The following is a 19,192-nucleotide window of genomic DNA, read 5'->3' on the forward strand; positions in this document are numbered from 1 at the left end:
CCAGGCAAGATCGTTCCGCAATAGCTCAGTGGTAGAGCAACCGGCTGTTAACCGGTAGGTCGTAGGTTCAAATCCTACTTGCGGAGCCACTTTTCTCTTTTTGGAGAGCTGTCCGAGTGGCCGAAGGAGCACGATTGGAATTCGTGTAGGCGGCAAAACCGTCTCAAGGGTTCGAATCCCTTGCTCTCCGCCAGTTTTTCAATCCAAGATATGGCCCGTTGGTCAAGCGGTTAAGACACCGCCCTTTCACGGCGGTAACACGGGTTCGAATCCCGTACGGGTCACCATTTAAAGTTTTATATCGTCGCGGGGTGGAGCAGTCTGGTAGCTCGTCGGGCTCATAACCCGAAGGTCGTTGGTTCAAATCCAGCCCCCGCAATTATCAGTGGTCCTGTGGTGTAGTGGTTAACATGCCTGCCTGTCACGCAGGAGATCGCGGGTTCGAATCCCGTCAGGACCGCCATTTTTTTAATTGAATTACTACATACATGGCTTTGTAGCTCAGTTGGTAGAGCAAAGGACTGAAAATCCTTGTGTCGGCGGTTCGATTCCGTCCAAAGCCACCATGTGGGGGGGTAGCGAAGTGGCTAAACGCGGCGGACTGTAAATCCGCTCCCTCGGGTTCGGCGGTTCGAATCCGCCCCCCCCCACCACTTAGGGGCATAGTTTAGCGGTAGAACTACGGTCTCCAAAACCGTCAGCGCGGGTTCGATTCCTGCTGCCCCTGCTTCTTAATATCATTATGGCGATTGTGGCGAAGTGGTTAACGCACCGGATTGTGATTCCGGCATTCGAGGGTTCAATTCCCTTCAGTCGCCCCATTTTATTGGGCTGTAGCCAAGTGGTAAGGCATCGGATTTTGATTCCGACATGCGAAGGTTCGATCCCTTCCAGCCCAGCCATTATGCGGAAGTAGTTCAGTGGTAGAATACGACCTTGCCAAGGTCGGGGTCGCGGGTTCGAATCCCGTCTTCCGCTCCATTAAATTTGGCGCCATAGCCAAGTGGTAAGGCAGAGGACTGCAACTCCTCTATCGTCGGTTCGATTCCGACTGGCGCCTCCAACATAATATGCCGGTGTGGCGGAATTGGTAGACGCGCACGACTCAAAATCGTGTTCCTCTGGAGTGTCGGTTCGACTCCGACCACCGGTATCAAGTTTTAGGCTCTGACTTATGTCAGGGCCTTTTTTGTGTTTTCTTTTACACGACTGTTTTTACAAATAATCGTGTTCATTGAATCGTGTTCATTGCTAAAGGGAGTGTAAGCATGCGCAGAAAAAGAGAACTATCCAAAGAAGAATTGAGAATTATTCATACAAGAGTGAGCGATGAAGAGGCAATTGAAGAGTTCTTCAAGCACTGTTACTTAAAAAATCTTCGGCAAGCAACAATTGACTACTATCGGAATGAGTTCATGGCGACGAAGCGCATCTTGAACAAAGAGCTAGTGGACTTAGAAGCTGTGGATATTGAGCACCTCATCATGATCAGCAAAGAGAGAATCAAGGTTACTACTATCAATACAAGACTGAGGGCGTTACGAGCTTTCTATAACTTCATATACAGGAAGCGCCTGATTGCAACGAATCCAATGGAAGAGATAAAGCTTCTTAAAGATCGTCATAAGATGATAGATGCGCTAGAGAACGTTGAAATTGAAAAGTTGTTAAAAGTCATGCGAGACGAAAAGACATTTGTTGGCTTTCGGGATGAAGTGATTTTTCTTGTGTTCTTGGATACGGGGATTAGACTATCTGAACTTGTCGGAATTGAGATTGGTGATATTAGAGGAGACGAACTCCTTGTTAGGAAGACGAAGAACAATTTCGAACGGACTGTTTATTTATCGGAGTTCACACAGCAGCAACTGAAGCGCTACTTAGTCATTCGGGGGCAGTTAGAGACAGAGGCCTTGTTTATCAATAGGGACAATGGTCCGTTAAAGAGTCATAGCATTCAAGGGCGCTTTACTCGCTATGGACAGTTGGCAGGTATCGAGAAGAGAGTGAGTCCTCATACATTTCGTCATACGATGGCCAAGCGAATGGTGATGGAGGGAATCGATGCGTTCTCTCTGATGCACCTATTGGGTCACACGGACATCACCGTCACGAAAAGATATGTAAACCTATGGGGCAAGGATTTAAAGCGCAAACATGGCAAATATGGAGCTCTAAAGGGGCTTCGGTTGTAGTTATGTACGAACGTTTGTTCGTATTATAAAATAAAAAAATAGAGCCGTGAGATGGCATTCTCACAGACTCCGGGGTAATCAGAGGTTCCGTTAAGGTCGTTATAATAACAACAGGAACACACTACTGATGTTGTTATTATAACGGCTCTCTCTGAGAAATTCAAATCCAGTGTAGGGGAGAGTTTGAGATGAGTCACTATTTTACAAGAGACGATCGAGATCAACTCATCTACTATCAAGTGCCGAAAGTGTTGATAGTGGGAGAAGCATATCGAGATATGAAGCCGAATACAAAATTAGTCTATATCCTATTGTTGGATCAGGTGAAATTATCGATGCAGAACGATTGGCAGGATGACGGAAAATATTATGTACGTCTTGGCGCTGAAAAGGCGGAAGAGTTATTAGGTATGTCCTCATCTACTTTTAAGCGCTGTAAAAAAGAATTGGCCGACTATGGTTTGTTGGAAGAAGAAAGGGATGGACTGACACGAGCGAATAAACTATTCCCGTTGAAACTGACATATACAGATGATGATTTGATTAAAGTAAACTCGGACACTGAAACTGCAATCAAAGAAGACATGGATCATGCTGCCCAAGTTAACGACAATAATATGCAATTAGATAAGGCCCCAAGCCTGAAGTGTCAAAATGATCTTTCAGGCGATGAGGTCACTTTGAACTCTCCTGAAGGGTCAAATTGGTCAGAGCAAAGGGTCAAAATGACCCATCAAGAAGGGTCAAAAAGAACCACTAATAAGAATAACTATATTAATAATAACTTAAGTAATAATAATGATAACAAATCTGTTAACAAGCTTGTTAACAAAGAAACGGTTATCAATGACATTAGAAACGATGAAGATGAGGTAACAATTCACAAACTCACAAACGAATATCGCCTCAAGGGTCTCAATAAAGATATTGTGCTTAGAGTCGTTAAAGAGGTAATGAACAATCGAAGTGAAATTAAAAACTTGGGCGGATATTTGCGCTCTTGTTTGGAGACGACTTTATACAGAACAAGAGCGAAGAAAGGCGAAGTAACGTATGATGAGAAGCAAGAATATATTGATCGAGTCTTTAGGATGGGCTGAGGAGCTCATAAATGGCTCGTATTAGACTTCGGCTCTTTGAGAAATATGAATACTCATCAACTTGGTGATTGAGCAATGAACAAGCTCTACGGGAATAAAGAATAACTCTCATAGAAATTAATCTTAGGCTATTTTCAATTGTGATGTCGATTTAGTCTGAAGGAAATGAAATATGATATCTGCTAGCTCACTTCAGAGCGCAGCGTTTACGTTTTCAATGGCACAGATATAATAAATAATTCTCTAATTAATTTTAGATATTCGTTTACGTAATCATTTATCTAGATATAAATGTATTACAACCGAATAACATTGGAGACATTAAAGCGCCGAGAGTTCACTCCTATATCAAATAACTCCGAGGTCCGTAGATGCCGTTGCAAAATCAAAACTCTGCTGATGGATATGGATTCATTCGATATTGACCAACCTTATCAATGTCTTGCAATGATGAATTCATTATTATCCGTTATTAGGGTTTTTAATGTTTGAACCTAACAGAATTGACTGTTGAATCAATATTGGGTGGAGCGTTTCTTCATGACACGGTAAGAAGCTGTGCATGTCGCGACATTAAGTTGTAACGAATTACCGAGGCTCAAGTGAGGTAATTACCTTTTAAAAGTTATTATTTTTAAAAGTGTTCTTAATGTTTTTGAGTTGTATACAATGGGAAATTTTAAAGTTTTTTAGTTAATCATTAATCATTAATCGTCAGTTGATCAACAAAGATACATAAAAATACCTACCGAATCAAAAGTCTTTAAAAAAATATAAAAAGTGAGGATTCGAAGAAGCCGAAACTTTTTATTTTTTTTAAAGTTTTGATTCGATCGTGCTTCGAATGAAACAGCTTGCTGTTGAAGTAGAAGTGCGATTATACAGTCTTGATACTATTTCTTTTGAAAGAGAAAAGTATGAATCATCGAAATAAGTGCTGTAATTCATAAGTTCTAAAATACTTATTGCTTGGGTTTTTGTGCAAAAAGTATTAGAAAAGTGTTGGTATACATAGCTTCGTGAGCTCTTTCTCTTAAAAGAAAAAAAGTTATTAAGAAAAAATAAATAAAAAAATTCGTTACCTAGCGGAAAAAGTGAAGTGAGATCGAGATTCGAAGAATCCGGTCGAACGAACTCTTTTCCGATACAGCGTCGACATGGTTGCGGAGCGACAAGCGGAGCAGTCGATGCAAAAAAGAGTTCAATTATATAAATAGCAATTTACGTTTGAATTTCGACTGATATAAAACAAGTGTTAAATCAAATATCAGGAGTGAAATTCAAATGGAGAAAGTAAAAGTAATTGATGCAATCTGTGGTGCAGGAAAGACAAGTTATGCAATTCAAATGATGAATGAGAACACTTTCGGCAAAAAGTTTATCTTTGTGACTCCGTTCTTATCAGAAGTTAAACGAGTCATTGGTGCAACAAATTTAAATATGGCTACTCCGATTGCAGCAAGAGGAAAAGGGAAAAAACTAGATCACTTAAAGAAGCTACTGGCTGATGGAAGATCAATCGCAATCACACATCAACTTTTTAAGATGATGGATCATGAAGCGCATGAATTAATTCAACAGAGTGACTATACATTAATTATGGATGAAGTGGCCGAAGTTATTGAGGTATTTCCTATAGCTAGTCAGGACATTGATATTTTGATTAATGATGGACATATCAAAATTGAAAAAGATTCATCTGTAACTTGGATTTCGGACTATAAACAAGATGAGAAACATGCGATATTCGCTGATGTTAAAAATGCTGCAAACCTAGGGATTCTCAAAGCTTTCGGAAATACAAAGCTACAGATGGTATCGTTATTACCTATAAATTCATTCAGTAACTTTAAAGAAGTTTATATTTTAACTTATCTCTTTGATGGGCAACTTCAGAAGTATTACTATGATTATTTTGACCTTCAGTATAAAAAGTATTCAGTGATAAAAAAAGGCGATTTGTACAAGCTTGTGAGCTACCATAATAAATACGATCAGCGAGAAAAACTAAAAAAGTTACTAACAATTTACGAAGATTATGAGACACAAGGAAGACCAAGTACCTTAAATTCAAATTATTTCGCTCGAGTTAAAAAAACTAATCGATATCTTTTATCATACTCTTGGTATGAGAGTGCTACTCCAGAAAAGTACAAGAGATTACAGCAAAACCTTACTTCATTTTTCCGGACTCAAGCAACGACAGATAATGATAAATTGTTTTGGACAACTTACAAGTCAAAAGCAAAACGCTTGTCTAACGCAAAGTGCAAATTTAATAAGTATGATAATCGAGAAAAAGATAATTTTGTACCTTGTACGATTCGAGCTACAAATGATTATGCACACTGTACAGCTATGGCGTATATGGTCAATCGCTTCTTAAACCCAGTAGAAAAGCAGTTCTTCTTAAGCCATGATATTCACGTGGATGAGGATCTACTGGCGCTTTCAGAACTAATTCAATTTATGTTCCGAGGATCTATCCGAAATGGTGAAAAAATGGCTTGTTATATCCCTTCGGAACGTCAAAGAGACTTACTGAAAAAATATTTGGATTATTTGCTATAAATTTTTCAAAAAGCTGTTACAAACCCCTTAGTTGTGTACATATATAGTAGAGACGTATCTCTATATATGTCCTCCATGTTTGCAAATAGTACTTTCCTCTTCTTTCGTTTACTCTGTCAACGCTTAGCGTTGATGGAGTATTTTTTTTACCTGCAATGATTGCTTTTGAAAGCAATGAATATATATCAGAAAGGAAATTGAACATTGAACTTATTAAATTTTCAAAGAAACAAGAGTTACACAAAAGGTGACTTCTTCGCGCGAACAATTCTTTCTGGAACTCGTCCAGTCAAAGTAAGAGAAGAAGATGTACTGAAAATTCCAACTGTCTACGCAGCAATTGAGTTGATTACTTCATCAATCGCACAACTGCCACTCTACTTATACCAAGAGCAAACAGATCGGTCGATTGAGCAACTTCGAGATGACAGAACAAATAGTCTCAATCATGATGCAAATGCTCTAGAAACAGGGCAAGCCCTCAAGAAGAAGGTTGTACAAGATTATTTACTTCGAGGTAAAGCCTACTTGTTTAAGAAAAATGGACAGTTGCATTATCTTGCGGCTAAATCTATGGCCGAAGAGAGTTACACAGATGACAACATCACTGTGTCAGCTAAGAAGTACCTGTATAGTGGACTTTCGAGAAACGTTGAGATTCCTTCAGAGCAACTAATTGTTATTGATTCAGGGACTGATGGCTTGTTGGTCAATGCCGATAAATTGTTCAACACGGCGCTCAGTCAGTTGAAGTATGAAGAAAACTTACTCTCTAATGGAGCATTGCCTACAGGTGTTCTTAAAGCTAATACAAGACTCACAGAGCAAGCAATCAATCGCTTAAAAAAGGGATTCGATTCTCTATATTCAGGTACAGAAAATACAGGTAAGACACTGATTCTTGAAGATGGACTTGATTTCTCGACAATCGCACTATCTCCAGATGAACTAAGTCTTCATCAAAGTAAAAGTACAGTCACTTCAGAAATTGCACGAGTCTTCAATATTCCGGAGAGCATGTTAAATAGCTCGGCTAACAAATACGCTTCCTTGGAACACAATAATCTTCAATTTTTGCAAAACTGCATCGGTCCTATCATTACAGCAATCGAGTCAGCACTAGATAAGAGTTATTTAGAGTCAGGCGAAAAGTTGCTTGGTTTTTTCTTTAGGTTTGATACTTCTGAACTACTCAGAACAACAGAAGCAGAAAAAATTAAAACAATCAGTCAAGCATTAGAAAAAGGATTGATTTCATTTAACGAGGCACGTCATCGTCTTGATCTAAAAGGTATCGAAGAGGATTACTTCGTACTTGGGCTTGGTCAAGTACTCAAGAAAGTATCAGACGACAGTATGCTTGTCTTAAATATCGGAGAACACATCGAGACAAAGGAGAAACATAATGGAGAACACAGTGGAATTACGATTTAAGAATCTACAGCTGAGGTCGGGAGATTCAAATCAACTAGTAGTACGAGGTTACGTCAACAAAACGAATCAATTGAGCGAAGTGATGGGAACGGCAAAGAAGTTTGTCGAGAAAATTGAACGTGGTGCATTCACAAAAGCGCTTCAAGAGAGAGAGCAGGATGTTGATTTTCTAGCAGAACATGATCAAACACGTATTTTAGCTTCGACAAGTAATGATTCACTTGAGCTTAAAGAAGATGAAGTCGGCTTATTTATGGAAGCGAGAATTGCTCCAACTTCATGGGGGCATGACTACTATGAATTGATTACCGCAGGTCTGTTTAAGAATATGTCATTCGGCTTCAGAGTGTTGAAAGATGAGTGGAAGTATCTCGGCAAAGAGCTTCACGAACGCACCATCAAAGAATTAGAACTATTTGAAGTTAGCGTCGTTAAAAATCCGGCTTACTCACAGTCGAATATTTCAGCAAGGCAGTTCACGTTAATCGAAGAAGTTGAAGTTCCGTCAATTAAACAAACAGAGACAACTAAAGGAGAAATTAGAGAAATGAGAAAAATTGAGACACGAAAGAATGAACTTGAAGAAATCTTAAAAGGTGAAAGTCGTTCACTACAAAAAACGTCAGATGGCAATGTGTTAGTTCCTGAGTCGGTTCATCAAGACATTGTGCTATTGATGGAAGAGAAGTCTCCAATCTTTGCACTTGCTAAAAAGTATGAGTCAGTTAGCGGAAACTTAAAAATTGCTCGTGAAGATGACTCAATTGAAGCAGGATTTGTTGGTGAAGGTGACGACATTATCGAAAGCACATTTGGATTTGAGTATGCTGAATTAAAACAAAAACGAGTTGGCGCAGCAGTAACTCTTACTAATCAACTTATCAATGACAGCGGAACAAATATCGAAGACTACGTGAAAAACTTACTGGCAAGACGTGTTGTAAAGGTAGTTGAACGGTCAATGCTCGTAGGACAGACTTCAGAAGAGTTAAACGGAATTGCTCATGATGAAAACGTGAAGTCGATTTCAATGGATGGAGTAGTCTCAGTAGATACATTCTTTGACCTATACACATCTATCCACCCGGAATATTTAGATGATGCTGCATTCATCATGAACAAAGAGTTCTTTGATCAAGTTGCAGAGCTTAAAGATGCAAATGGTCACTTCTACATGCAAAGTGGAGTAGTCAACGGCAAGCTCATTCGAACATTATTTGGCGCTCCAGTTCACGTCACTGATTCGCTTCCGGCAGAAACACCGGTCATTTTCGGTAACTATCAAGAAGGCGTATCAATGATGATTAAACAACAGTCAGGACTACAAGAGGTTGTTGACTCAAAGCAGGCGTTGCGAGGCTCGAAGTTGTTCGTGTTTGATATGTACATTGATTCAATCGTGACGAATCCACAGGCACTTGTGAAATTGAAACAGGCATAAGAACCATGCGGGATCGAGCTAATCGATTCCGCATTCTTATTTAGAATAGGAGAGAGAACTAATGACAAAGAAAGTTAGCGGTATGAAGGTTAAGCTATACATTTATCGAGAAGGGTCGGGCCGAGTTTTGGCAGGACAACGTAACGCCTCATTGGGACGTTCGGCAGAATCGATTGATGCTACATCGAAAGACACAGAAGGATTCTGGAATGAATCATTGCCAGGATTCAAATCGTATACAATTGATGCTGATGGCGCATACGTCGAATCAGATGCAGCGTATGAAGAGCTCGAGACAGCGTTCTTGAATTCTGAAAATGTAGATGTGTATCTTGAAATGCCATCGGGCAAACGTTATGAAGGTAACTGTACAATCACAGACTTTTCGCTCGATCTTCCATACGATGATCTTGTAACGTACTCAATCTCGCTTCAAGGTAACGGTCCATTGCAAATTATTCTAGAGAGTAATCAGACTGAAGCAATCACTTCAAATGAGGTAGAAATGTAAATGGGAACATCAACTAATACAATGAACATCATCATGAAGTTGCAGTCATTGACTGCACTTCGTCATGATCTAGGTGAAGAGTTATATAGACGATCAGTTGCAGGTCTATACACAAAACATATAGTCAGTAAGGTGAGAGAAAGAGAGATAGACATTGATCGAAGTGATCTACTCTCACGGATCAACTTAATGATGGTGAGCTTTCAATGTGAAGAAGTATCATATGGCTTTCTTCGTCAGTACATCTGACTGATGAAGATACGCCCTACATAATTTGAAAAAAACAGAGTAAGGGATGAAATAACGTGTGAAGAGTCAAACGCGCACAAGGTACCTAAACGCCTGTTTGATGTTGAAGGTTATAAATTAACTTCAGAGAACAAATCGTTCGAAAAAACAAAATCGCGTATTTCTAGTATATTCTTAAATCGAACTTCTGGATTGGGATTAGTACCGATGCTTATAAACTTAAGTATTTTTGGAAATTTTAAAGGACTCAAATTACTCAAATTTGTTTTTCCGGTCAAAATATAAACAATGATTTTGGTTACTGCATAAATTTCATGAACCATGCTGTAGTTATGAAAACCGACTCGATCTAAATCGCTAAAATCATTCCAACTTCCTTTTATTTCTGTATGGGGATTAGTTCTTGCTTCTTCAAGATTTTTAACCAAACCAAAATCAGCGATTTTAATCATCGGTAAATCATTGTAGTTTTGCATGAGTATATTATTAGGATTTAAATCTCTGTGTAGTAAATTCTGCTCATGTACATATTTAAGAGCTAAAATCAGTTGAGAAATAATGTTTTTTCTTAGGTTAATTGGCAACATAGAGTTATTTGCATCAATGAATTGTTTCAAAGTGCTATCTACAAACTCCATATGATAAGAATGTGTAGCTTCCTCATAGTAATACGCTGTTACAATAAACGGAGAATTAAATTTTTTTAAAGTTAAGAATTCTTCTTTAAATCTCTCTAGTTCATCTGTTTTTAATTCTTTCTTAGCTTTTTTTAACGCTATTGGAATATCAAGTACCGGGTGTTTGTATTTATAGACGATAGCGTATGATCCTTCTCCACGATAAGAAAGTGTCTGATGAATTTTGGCATTTTCAATCTCAATTGTATTTTCCAAATAAAAAATAGGCATATGCTCTATATAGGGTATCTCAATATTTTCAGGAATAGTCGAACCACCGCTTAAGCTCAAAAATTTAGAGCACTCTATAATAAAACTCTCGTAAGAGTGCTCTAGTTTAAACAATAATTGGGGGAAGCGATACTTTATAATTATTTTGATACGCTTTATTTCTTCAATGAGTTCAATTAATGCAACGCTTTCTTGAGCATTAAAATGTCTATTTGTTTTACTTTTTTTAATCATAAAGTCCAAAAGTCGATTAATTTCTGTATGAATAATAGATAGATACCTAGAGTAGTTTTCTAAGTACTCAGATTCGCTGGGAAAATCAAGATACATATTAATGAAATCCCCATGATAATGTCTATTGAGATAAACGTTGTTCAGTATCCTTTTTTCAAAAAAGTCTTCAATTTCAGAAATATATGAATCGGGAAAGTTTGCATCCGTCATTAAGTTCACCACCGCCAAAATATTATAATAAGTTTTTATTAGATTAATATGTATTATAAAGTAAATATTAAGAAAAGGAAGTGGGGACTATGAGTAATGCGATTTACGATAAACTTGATGAGAAAATCGAAGAATTAAAAACGATTTTGAGAAACTCTTCTGCATACAATTTGTGTGGGACGGTTGCTGTTGAATTAGGACAAACAACCGGGCCAAATGAAGACATATTTAAAAAAACTCAGCTTAGTTCGCCTTTTAGGCAGTACCTGTATATGTTAGGACTACTTCTGTCGACAGAACCCGAAGAAAGCAATGAACTTGCATCTAAAGAAGAAGAAAACATGGATGGAATTAAAAAGTTACTTAATGAAATTTTAGATTTACATGCGGAATTATTTTTTCCACACGATGATAAACATTTAGATGAAAAGTGGATGGAGGCTAGTCGTGTAAGTATGCCAGTTTTTTTAAACTACTTCAACACGAATCCTTTAGTATACGAAGAACAAATCATCGAGCGAATAAATGAGTGGTTTAGTCCTTTTGATCATTATTTAATCCAGCACTATGGATTATCAATTCAAGACTTGATTGGTGTGTACCATTTTATTCAGTCAAAGTTCCAAAAGAGACTAGATAGAATATTGTCTTTGCGTTCAAAAGTAGCTGAAGAAAGTCAAAAATACTATTCTATTTTAAATAATAATACCGATAGGATAGGAGAAATAAGTAGTTCATATACTCAAGAGTTTATACATGAAGTGCAACAATTGAATCAAATTGAAATTAAAGAAATTCAACATGAATTTGGCATAGAAAAATGTGAATTATTTTTAGATTATTTTTCGTTAGAGAGAAAGGAAAGAGAGTTTAAGTATTATACCTCTAAAAACCCTTTTCAATCTGCACCGATTTGGAGAATGTCAGATGAACGTTTATTTATTCCGTTAACAAAGCAACTACTACATGCAATGCAAATTCAGTTATCAGACTTTTTGGAACAAAGTGAAATTAGTGCACAGTATTACAAGAATCGAGACTCGCAAACTGAGATAAAAACCCTGGAGATTTCAAAAAGCTTTTTCGGTAAAAAAGCAGAATACTATACATCGGTTTTTGAAAATGACAAATCTTATAATGAACATGATTTAGTAGTTATCTATGAACGGAATATATTAATTGTCGAAGTGAAAGCTTCAAAAGTCAAGGAGCCTTTTAGAGACCCTACAAAAGCCTACACGCGTTTGAAAAGAGATTTTAAGAGCGATAGGGGTATTCAAAAAGCATTTGAACAAGCTTGGAATCTAAAAAAAATAATTTTAGGTCAAGACTCAACTATTTTGTACGATAATAAGGGGGAAAGAGTCACTAAAATTAACAAAAATCAATTTGATAACATTTATTGTTTAGCAGTCACTGCAGAAGATTTTGGGGTTCTATCCATTAATTTATCGTATTTTCTTGATAAGCCTGAGGGTGAGGAATATGGTTGGGCTTGTAACTTGAATGACTTTCAAACAGCTTTAGAAAGCATAAAGTACTTGAGACATCCTCCTCAAAAATTTCTTGATTATTTAAATGATAGGTCTAAATATCATGAAAATATCTTTGCTTCTGATGAACTTGAGATTTTGGGTTACTTTCTTGAAGAGGGAAGCCTAGGAAGTAGATTAAATGATAAAGATGATTTACTTATTTTTGACCCAAACGCCTCAGAATTATTTGATGAAATTTACTTTGAAAAGAACGGCTACTATCCGAACGCGGTATCAAAAGATTTGTTCTATAAGAAAGCTGCCCCAAAAGATAATAGGGCATTTAAAAGAACGGAAAGTAAAAAGAGAGTTAAAAGAAAGCATAGTAGAGGCAGTCGAAAGAGAAACAGAAGAAGATAGTCATTAACATTTTTTTCATTTTTAAATAATATGATATAAATATTTACCAAATAAAATATTAGTTTTATTTCAGGAAGGATTGGTAAAAGAATGCAGATAGCTCCAATTATGACTGACAAAGAAAGAGAAGAATATCTTAAAGGATTGAAAGGTCTGTCGTTAAGTACCCTAAGAGGTAGGACAATCCAGCTTGGAAGAGAGATTAGGGAATTAGAAAAAAATCTCGATGTTGCGGAGATGGAGCATAAAGAAGCCGTCATAAGATCAATTCGCAGTCATCTAACCACCCCGACAGTTAAGTCGATTATAGACGAGTACTCTGTGTTGGGGGCGAGGAAGAGGATCAAGCTGATTCTACAGGTAGGTTCTATTTATACGGTGATCCTTGCAGTCTTCATCATTATGGGCGGCTCATTTGCAGATGACAGCGCAATGGTCGGATTCCTTGCGTTAGCTGCAGCAGTTACAATGCCTATCCTCCAGATCTTTATAACTGAGGCCGTAAAATCTGCAGAACCTGATAGAACTTCCCACCTCCTATTATTAATCGCAGAAATGACTATTAACAGAAGTAGTAAACCCCTCACTTCTGCGGAGGACGAGGTGGTAGAGAAATGGCGCGCTGCTCTTGAGGTTATTAATAAGCAAGATGCGGGTGAGTGGGAAAGTAGGAGAGAAACCGAAAAAGTTAAAAACGATGAGAAAGTTTCTGCAGCTGAAATAAAAAGAGACAACGCCCAGGAAGCACTCCACAGGACTGCGGAAAAGTACGAATTAACAAATGAAGAATATGAGACTGCTAAAGCTCAGGCAGCAAAGAAGGGGATTGAAGAAGATGAGACTTGATAAACGAATGGAAGTTGGGAAACACCTGACAGACATCGAATACAATATTCTTGTGGTCACTTATTCGAATCATAATAGCTCCATGACATTTGAGGTTTAAGCAGATCTTATGACCGGAGACAGTGTGAACCATGGAGAAAAGAAAAAGCAAGCGTGTGTAGAAAGGATAAATTTATTTAGGTGAGTCAATTTTTATTTCTTCTTTATATAGGGGCCTAATTCAATAAGTTATTTAAGAAGTTATTTAATTTTCTGTTTAAGAAATTGAATAACTTCTTATTTAATTGAAGAAATGATTGAAAGTATTAAATAAGAAAATCAATAAATCGGACAGAAAGGTGCAAATATTGTGTTTCCAAGTAAAGAAAGTCTCGAACAATATCTTAAAGAGAAGATGACCAATGAGGACATCGCAAAAATATATGGATTGTCGTTTCAGAAAGTAATTGGTTTAATAAAGAAGTATCAACTTGATCCCAATGAGCTAAGACAAACGGATCAATATATCGTTTATCTTCACCGAGAGGATGGAGAAGTCGTTTATGTTGGTAGTGGTGTTTGGTATCGAATGAGAAGATATACGAATCGTCGGAATGTTGATCATCGCAAAATGATGCAGTCTGGTGACTTGGAGTATGAGATCGTAGCAGAGTACTCAGAACGAAGAGATGCGTTAATTCATGAGCAACGATTGATTCATTACTATAAAAATAAGAATCTCGCTCGATTCAATAAGTACATTGCGTAATAGGTTGACTAAACAGTAACCTTAGAAGTATGTTTGTAGTAGTCGTGTTGAACGAATTTTAACGAAGATGCAGAAGCGTTGATATACAACATAAGTAAGAGATTTAAATTTGATTCGGGACTCAAAATCGTGTTCCTCTGGAGTGTCGGTTCGACTCCGACCACCGGTATCCGTAGATCCTAGCTGAGGCTAGGGTCTTTTTTTGTGTATCTAAAACCAAGAAGAATGGAGAGAGGGAAACGACGCATAAAGAATAGGGCAGAAGTGTTAAGAAGCTGAACTATGAAAGGTACACTCGTGTTAGAGCTTTTTGCATCAATCAAAAAAGAATCATCATTGAGATGATTCTTTATATGACGTGTACGTCGTTTCTTCCAACGTGTTCAAGTATTCAGGTCCGAAGTTGTTTAAGATAAAGAGTTCTTCTTCATTCTTGGTAGCTAATCCGTTCGAGAACCCTCTACTCGCTTGGAGGAAGTGCAACAAACGATCTTGTTCCTTGTCCGCTTTAGAGAAGTCACCTTGCGACCAGTGATCGAGCATCGTTTTCAATTCCGAGTACATACTGTCACCAATTTTGAATTTAGTTTTTAGGAGCTCCAAATAGTCAGCGGACTGTTGTATATTGTCTGGGGTCATCGGAATCGCTCCCCATTTGGAACGGGCCGATATTTTTTGATGTGTCATCAAGTGCATGTTTTTAATCAATCCTGTTCGGCTCGGTTTCTCTTCATTAAAGGAGACCTCCAATTCAACACGCGTCTTTGCGGTGGAGTTGCCTCTCCGATCTAATGGGTCTTCTTTAGAAACTTCGATTTGTAACTCTTTGACTCGCTTTGCATATTTGTCATCAAGGTCTTTATTTTCGACGCCTTGACTCAAATTTTTATAGAACGTATAGCTGACAAAGAAGACTGGGATAAGCAAGATAAAGACGCTCACCATGATGATCAATCGCTTAGGTGTGATCAAATTTTTTAATTTCTGAAACAATAACATTTCCTCCTATCTCTACATAATTGGAGTCTAACACACTTTATGTATTAATAATTCCATATAAGGAATTTCAATGGAAATTATTGAGACAGAAATAATAATTGATTCAATTACTGGTATGGAATGAACGATTTATTCTATATGATGTGATATAATTACCTGGTAATAATATTTTTATGACAAATTGATTCTTATGGCGATGGATGCCGTCGTCACTATCATAGTGTAGTTGGTTTCATATTTCATTTTTGTTGTCGTCAACGCTGAATGCAATTGAGGAGGAAGTTGTACATGAGTAAAGAAAAAATCGCCCAGCTCCGGAAACACGTCTCGCCGTTTGAAAAGGCCGACGTGAAGAAGAGCGTCCGGCAGATGATCAACACGATCCTGCCGTTTCTTGCCGCCTGGATCCTTGCCTATCAGGCGCTCCAAATTTCGGTCTTCTTGACCATCCCGCTCGCCATCGTGGCAGCAGGCTTCGTCGTCCGGATGTTCATCATTTTCCACGACTGCACGCACGGTTCGTTTTTTAAAAATAAGAAAGCGAACGCCATCGTCGGGACGATCATGGGTATCTTGACGTTATTCCCGTATGAGAAGTGGAAACGAGAGCATTCGATTCACCATGCCTCGAGTGGAAATTTAGATAAGCGGGGAGTTGGTGACATCTGGGTCATGACAATCGAAGAGTACGTCGAAGCTTCGAAGTGGACTCGTCTCCAATATCGTCTCTATCGTAACCCGCTCGTCATGTTCGGCCTTGGACCTTTGTTCCTGATCCTTATCACGAGCCGCTTCAACCGGAAAGACGCACGTAAGAAAGAGCGCAACAACACGTATCTCATCAACTTGTCTCTCGTCGTGCTCTACGCACTCGTCATCGCGCTCGTCGGATGGAAAGCATTCTTGATCGTTCAAGGAACGACGATGTTCACGGCAGGTGTCCTCGGGATTTGGTTGTTCTATGTCCAACATACGTTCGAAGACTCGTATTTCGAGGACGAGAGCGAATGGGATTATGTGAAAGCAGCAATTGAAGGGAGCTCGTATTACGAGTTGCCTAAAGTGTTGCAGTGGGTGACGGGAAACATTGGTTTCCATCACGTGCATCACTTGAGCCCACGCGTACCGAACTACAACCTTGAACAAGCCCATACGGCGACACCGCCGCTCCAGAAAGCGACGACGATCGGTCTGTTCTCTAGTTTGAAATCGCTGCGCTATAAGCTATATGATGCTAAAAACAAGACGTTCGTCACGTTCCGAGATATTAAACATTTGCTTCGGGAACCAAAGACATCGTCATTGTAATAGAACTTCCTGCCGACAGAGTCGGCAGGATACTTTTATACCGCTACGTTTATCTTATAGTGAGATATGGTTTGAAGAAGAGAGATAAGGGAATTATATGTATTCATACACCATAAGTATAGATTTCATAAGCTATCAAATAAATTTCTTCAAAAGTATTGACTTCCTAAAGGTATAGATGTATATTGATTGTAGTCGCTTTTACAGACGACTCATTTGAACCATGCGGGTGTAGTTTAATGGTAAAACCTCAGCCTTCCAAGCTGATGACGAGAGTTCGATTCTCTTCACCCGCTTCATCATCTCTCTGCCGACTGGCGGGGAGATTTTTTGTATGCGAAAATAGACACGAAAGAGGTGATTCGATGAACGGGATGGACCCGGAGACACTCAAACAGAAGATTGTAGCATATGCGACGACGATCGGGATTGACGAGTTGAAAGTGACGACCGCCGACCCGTTCATCGTCATGAAGCAACGTCTCGTGAAGCAGCAAGAGAAGGGATTCGCCTCGGGGTTCGAGGAGCCTGACTTGGACAAACGGACGACGCCGACGCTGTTGCTCGACGAAGCGCAGTCGATCATCGCCATCGCCATCGCGTATCCGAGCAAATTGAAAGATGCGCCGCGAAGTGTTGCCGATGAACGACGGGGCTTGTTCGCCCGGGCATCGTGGGGGCTCGACTACCATCGCGCCGTCGGCTCAAGGCTCGAGCAGCTGCAAGCGTATATTGAACAGCTCGTCCCGGGGGTCCGGACACGCTCGATGGTCGACACGGGAGAACTCGTCGACCGTGCCGTCGCCGAACGGGCCGGAATCGGCTTCAGCGGCAAGAACTGTTCCATCATTTCGCCCGAGAAGGGATCGTACCTTTATTTAGGGGAGATGATCCTGGACACATACTTACCACCGGACGAGATGATTGAGGACGGCTGTGGCGAGTGTACGAAATGTATGACGGCTTGTCCGACGACGGCGCTCATCGAACCAGGTGTCCTTGATGCCAAGCGTTGTATCGCCTATTTGACCCAAATGAAGACGCTTATGCCGCGCGAGTTTCGTTCGAAGCTCGGCGGGCGGCTTTACGGTTGCGACACGTGCCAACAAGTCTGTCCGTATAATCGGAAAAAAGATTGGCGCCATCACGAGGAACTGCTTCCTGAAGCTGAAATCGTCAAACCGTTGCTCGTCCCGTTACTGAACTTGAGCAATAGGGAGTTCAAAGCGAAGTTTGGCCATCTGTCTGGCGCATGGCGCGGCAAAAAGCCGATTCAGCGAAATGCGATTTTAGCATTGGCCCATTATCGGGAACCATCGGCCGTGCCGGTGCTCGAAGACTTTGTTCGACAAGATGAGCGCGAAGACATGCGGGCGACGGCCGTCTGGGCGATCGGTGCGATTCTCGGAGCCGAAGCCGAGACGATTTATCGACAAATCGAGTCGACGGAGACGTCTGAGCTCGTACATGAAGAGATTCGATTGTTCCGAGAGGAGTGGGACCGTGAAGACCGTGTCATCTAAATGGGGTACATTGGCGTATGAATTGAACGCGCAAGGGAAGCTATGCGCGTTAGACTTTGCGGAGACGGAAGCAGATGACGGATCGGCGCCGAGTTGGCTGACCGACCTGATTGAACGCGTGGAGCAAAATGGGCTTCAACCGTCTGACCGCGAGTGGATCGAGATGAAGGGGACCGTCTTCCAACAAGAAGTATGGGATGCGTTATTGACGATCCCATTCGGGGAAACGCGTTCGTATAAACAAATCGCTGAACAGATCGGCCGCCCGAAAGCGGTTCGGGCGGTCGGCCAGGCGTTGAACCGCAATCCGTTGCCCGTCATTTTCCCATGCCATCGCGTCGTCGGCAGCGGAGGGCAACTGACCGGGTTCGGAGGCGGCCTTCATCAAAAACAACAATTACTTGATCTCGAACAAGTGAAGTGAGGAGTAGATTATGGCAATCCATGTAGTAATGTTCCAACCAGAAATCCCGGCAAATACGGGTAACGTCTCGCGCACATGTGCGGCGACGAATTCCGTGCTCCATTTGATTCGTCCGTTAGGTTTCTCGACGGACGACAAAATGCTCAGACGGGCCGGGCTCGACTATTGGCAATTCGTCGACGTCCGTTATCACGACTCGCTCGATGAACTGTGGGCCAAACACCCGGACGGAGAGTTCTTCTACATTACCAAGTATGGGGAACAGTACCCAAGTGACCTCGATGTGTCTGCGGTTGATAAAGACTATTTCTTTGTCTTCGGACGCGAGACGAAAGGGTTGCCGATGGAAGTGATCGAGGACAACCTCGACCGCTGCATCCGTTTACCCCAATCGAACCTCGTTCGGTCGCTCAACGTCTCAAACACGGCGGCCATCATCGTTTATGAGGCGCTCCGTCAACAAGGATATGCTGGATTGAAATAAAAAAAAAGAGCCGGATTCGTGAGATGATATGCTCCCCAATAGGTAGACAGATGAAATAACAAATCTGTTTATCTGATTGGGGAGTGTTTTTTATGGCGAGAAGTCGGCATTC

At 40.1% G+C, this 19,192-nt stretch carries 15 protein-coding genes and 14 tRNA genes; 27 read left to right on the top strand and 2 right to left on the bottom strand.

All coding sequences use genetic code 11. The features are described 5' to 3' along the window. The first annotated feature begins 14 nt into the window (after window positions 1-14). The 19 genes from KNP02_RS14140 to KNP02_RS14230 all read left to right on the top strand — a co-directional run bounded on the left by KNP02_RS14140 (window position 15) and on the right by KNP02_RS14230 (window position 9,252). Window positions 15-89, top strand: a tRNA-Asn gene (locus KNP02_RS14140). A gap of 13 nt (window positions 90-102) precedes the next feature. Further along, a tRNA-Ser gene (locus KNP02_RS14145) sits at window positions 103-193 on the top strand. Between the two features lie 19 nt (window positions 194-212). Continuing rightward, window positions 213-287: transfer RNA gene (locus KNP02_RS14150), tRNA-Glu, on the top strand. Between the two features lie 18 nt (window positions 288-305). Then, window positions 306-379, top strand: a tRNA-Met gene (locus tag KNP02_RS14155). Between the two features lie 8 nt (window positions 380-387). Beyond that, window positions 388-463, top strand: a tRNA-Asp gene (locus KNP02_RS14160). Between the two features lie 27 nt (window positions 464-490). Next, a tRNA-Phe gene (locus KNP02_RS14165) sits at window positions 491-566 on the top strand. A gap of 3 nt (window positions 567-569) precedes the next feature. After that, a tRNA-Tyr gene (locus tag KNP02_RS14170) sits at window positions 570-653 on the top strand. 3 nt (window positions 654-656) lie between these two features. After that, window positions 657-727 (top strand) — tRNA-Trp (locus KNP02_RS14175). Between the two features lie 18 nt (window positions 728-745). Further along, window positions 746-821 (top strand) — tRNA-His (locus KNP02_RS14180). 6 nt (window positions 822-827) lie between these two features. After that, a tRNA-Gln gene (locus tag KNP02_RS14185) sits at window positions 828-902 on the top strand. Between the two features lie 4 nt (window positions 903-906). Continuing rightward, window positions 907-981 (top strand) — tRNA-Gly (locus tag KNP02_RS14190). Window positions 982-989: 8 nt separating this feature from the next. After that, window positions 990-1,063: transfer RNA gene (locus KNP02_RS14195), tRNA-Cys, on the top strand. Window positions 1,064-1,072: 9 nt separating this feature from the next. Then, a tRNA-Leu gene (locus tag KNP02_RS14200) sits at window positions 1,073-1,153 on the top strand. Window positions 1,154-1,268: 115 nt separating this feature from the next. Further along, window positions 1,269-2,195 (top strand): tyrosine-type recombinase/integrase, encoded by a 927-nt coding sequence (locus tag KNP02_RS14205; protein ID WP_214710142.1) that lies wholly within the window; start codon window positions 1,269-1,271, stop codon window positions 2,193-2,195. Between the two features lie 188 nt (window positions 2,196-2,383). Then, a complete protein-coding gene (locus KNP02_RS14210) occupies window positions 2,384-3,295 on the top strand; it encodes a replication initiator protein A (protein ID WP_214710140.1) in 912 nt (303 codons plus the stop codon). Between the two features lie 1,284 nt (window positions 3,296-4,579). Continuing rightward, window positions 4,580-5,866, top strand: coding sequence for a hypothetical protein (locus KNP02_RS14215; RefSeq protein ID WP_214710138.1), 1,287 nt, complete (start codon window positions 4,580-4,582; stop codon window positions 5,864-5,866). A 204-nt stretch (window positions 5,867-6,070) separates the two neighbouring features. Further along, the gene (locus tag KNP02_RS14220) at window positions 6,071-7,300 is read left to right on the top strand and encodes a phage portal protein (RefSeq protein ID WP_214710137.1); all 1,230 of its coding nucleotides are present in this window, start codon (window positions 6,071-6,073) and stop codon (window positions 7,298-7,300) included. After that, a complete protein-coding gene (locus tag KNP02_RS14225) occupies window positions 7,272-8,741 on the top strand; it encodes a phage major capsid protein (protein WP_214710135.1) in 1,470 nt (489 codons plus the stop codon). The genes KNP02_RS14220 and KNP02_RS14225 overlap by 29 nt, the downstream gene beginning before the upstream one ends. 61 nt (window positions 8,742-8,802) lie before the next feature. Continuing rightward, window positions 8,803-9,252, top strand: a complete 450-nt coding sequence (locus tag KNP02_RS14230) for a phage major tail protein, TP901-1 family (protein WP_214710133.1) — start codon at window positions 8,803-8,805, stop codon at window positions 9,250-9,252. A 359-nt stretch (window positions 9,253-9,611) separates the two neighbouring features. Here KNP02_RS14230 and KNP02_RS14235 read toward each other — a convergent pair whose 3' ends face one another. Next, window positions 9,612-10,853, bottom strand: a complete 1,242-nt coding sequence (locus tag KNP02_RS14235; RefSeq protein ID WP_214710131.1) for a protein kinase domain-containing protein — start codon at window positions 10,851-10,853, stop codon at window positions 9,612-9,614. 89 nt (window positions 10,854-10,942) lie between these two features. Between KNP02_RS14235 and KNP02_RS14240 the strand changes: the two genes are divergently transcribed. The 3 genes from KNP02_RS14240 (at window position 10,943) to KNP02_RS14250 (ending at window position 14,342) form a co-directional block, all read left to right on the top strand. Beyond that, on the top strand, window positions 10,943-12,748 hold the full coding sequence (locus KNP02_RS14240; protein WP_214710129.1) for a hypothetical protein: 1,806 nt from the start codon (window positions 10,943-10,945) through the stop codon (window positions 12,746-12,748). A 90-nt stretch (window positions 12,749-12,838) separates the two neighbouring features. Further along, window positions 12,839-13,594, top strand: a complete 756-nt coding sequence (locus KNP02_RS14245) for a hypothetical protein (RefSeq protein WP_214751563.1) — start codon at window positions 12,839-12,841, stop codon at window positions 13,592-13,594. A gap of 349 nt (window positions 13,595-13,943) precedes the next feature. Further along, window positions 13,944-14,342 carry a GIY-YIG nuclease family protein gene (locus tag KNP02_RS14250; RefSeq protein ID WP_214710125.1) on the top strand — a complete coding sequence of 133 codons (399 nt, stop codon included), beginning with the start codon at window positions 13,944-13,946 and terminating at the stop codon, window positions 14,340-14,342. A 333-nt stretch (window positions 14,343-14,675) separates the two neighbouring features. Here KNP02_RS14250 and KNP02_RS14255 read toward each other — a convergent pair whose 3' ends face one another. After that, window positions 14,676-15,335 (bottom strand): DUF6241 domain-containing protein, encoded by a 660-nt coding sequence (locus tag KNP02_RS14255; protein WP_214710123.1) that lies wholly within the window; start codon window positions 15,333-15,335, stop codon window positions 14,676-14,678. A 294-nt stretch (window positions 15,336-15,629) separates the two neighbouring features. On the opposite strand from KNP02_RS14255, the gene desA reads away from it, so the two are divergent. The 5 genes from desA (at window position 15,630) to trmL (ending at window position 19,080) form a co-directional block, all read left to right on the top strand. Further along, the gene (gene desA / locus KNP02_RS14260; RefSeq protein WP_034776483.1) at window positions 15,630-16,649 is read left to right on the top strand and encodes a Delta(5) desaturase DesA; all 1,020 of its coding nucleotides are present in this window, start codon (window positions 15,630-15,632) and stop codon (window positions 16,647-16,649) included. Between the two features lie 225 nt (window positions 16,650-16,874). After that, window positions 16,875-16,945: transfer RNA gene (locus tag KNP02_RS14265), tRNA-Gly, on the top strand. A gap of 78 nt (window positions 16,946-17,023) precedes the next feature. Then, a complete protein-coding gene (gene queG / locus KNP02_RS14270; protein ID WP_214710144.1) occupies window positions 17,024-18,172 on the top strand; it encodes a tRNA epoxyqueuosine(34) reductase QueG in 1,149 nt (382 codons plus the stop codon). Then, on the top strand, window positions 18,162-18,596 hold the full coding sequence (locus KNP02_RS14275; protein WP_214710146.1) for a methylated-DNA--[protein]-cysteine S-methyltransferase: 435 nt from the start codon (window positions 18,162-18,164) through the stop codon (window positions 18,594-18,596). The genes queG and KNP02_RS14275 overlap by 11 nt, the downstream gene beginning before the upstream one ends. Before the next feature lie 10 nt (window positions 18,597-18,606). Next, window positions 18,607-19,080 carry a tRNA (uridine(34)/cytosine(34)/5-carboxymethylaminomethyluridine(34)-2'-O)-methyltransferase TrmL gene (trmL, locus tag KNP02_RS14280; RefSeq protein ID WP_214710121.1) on the top strand — a complete coding sequence of 158 codons (474 nt, stop codon included), beginning with the start codon at window positions 18,607-18,609 and terminating at the stop codon, window positions 19,078-19,080. The last annotated feature ends 112 nt before the right edge of the window (window positions 19,081-19,192 follow it).

The sequence above is a fragment of the Exiguobacterium sp. s40 genome (assembly GCF_018617905.1).
GTDB lineage: Bacteria > Bacillota > Bacilli > Exiguobacteriales > Exiguobacteriaceae > Exiguobacterium > Exiguobacterium mexicanum_A.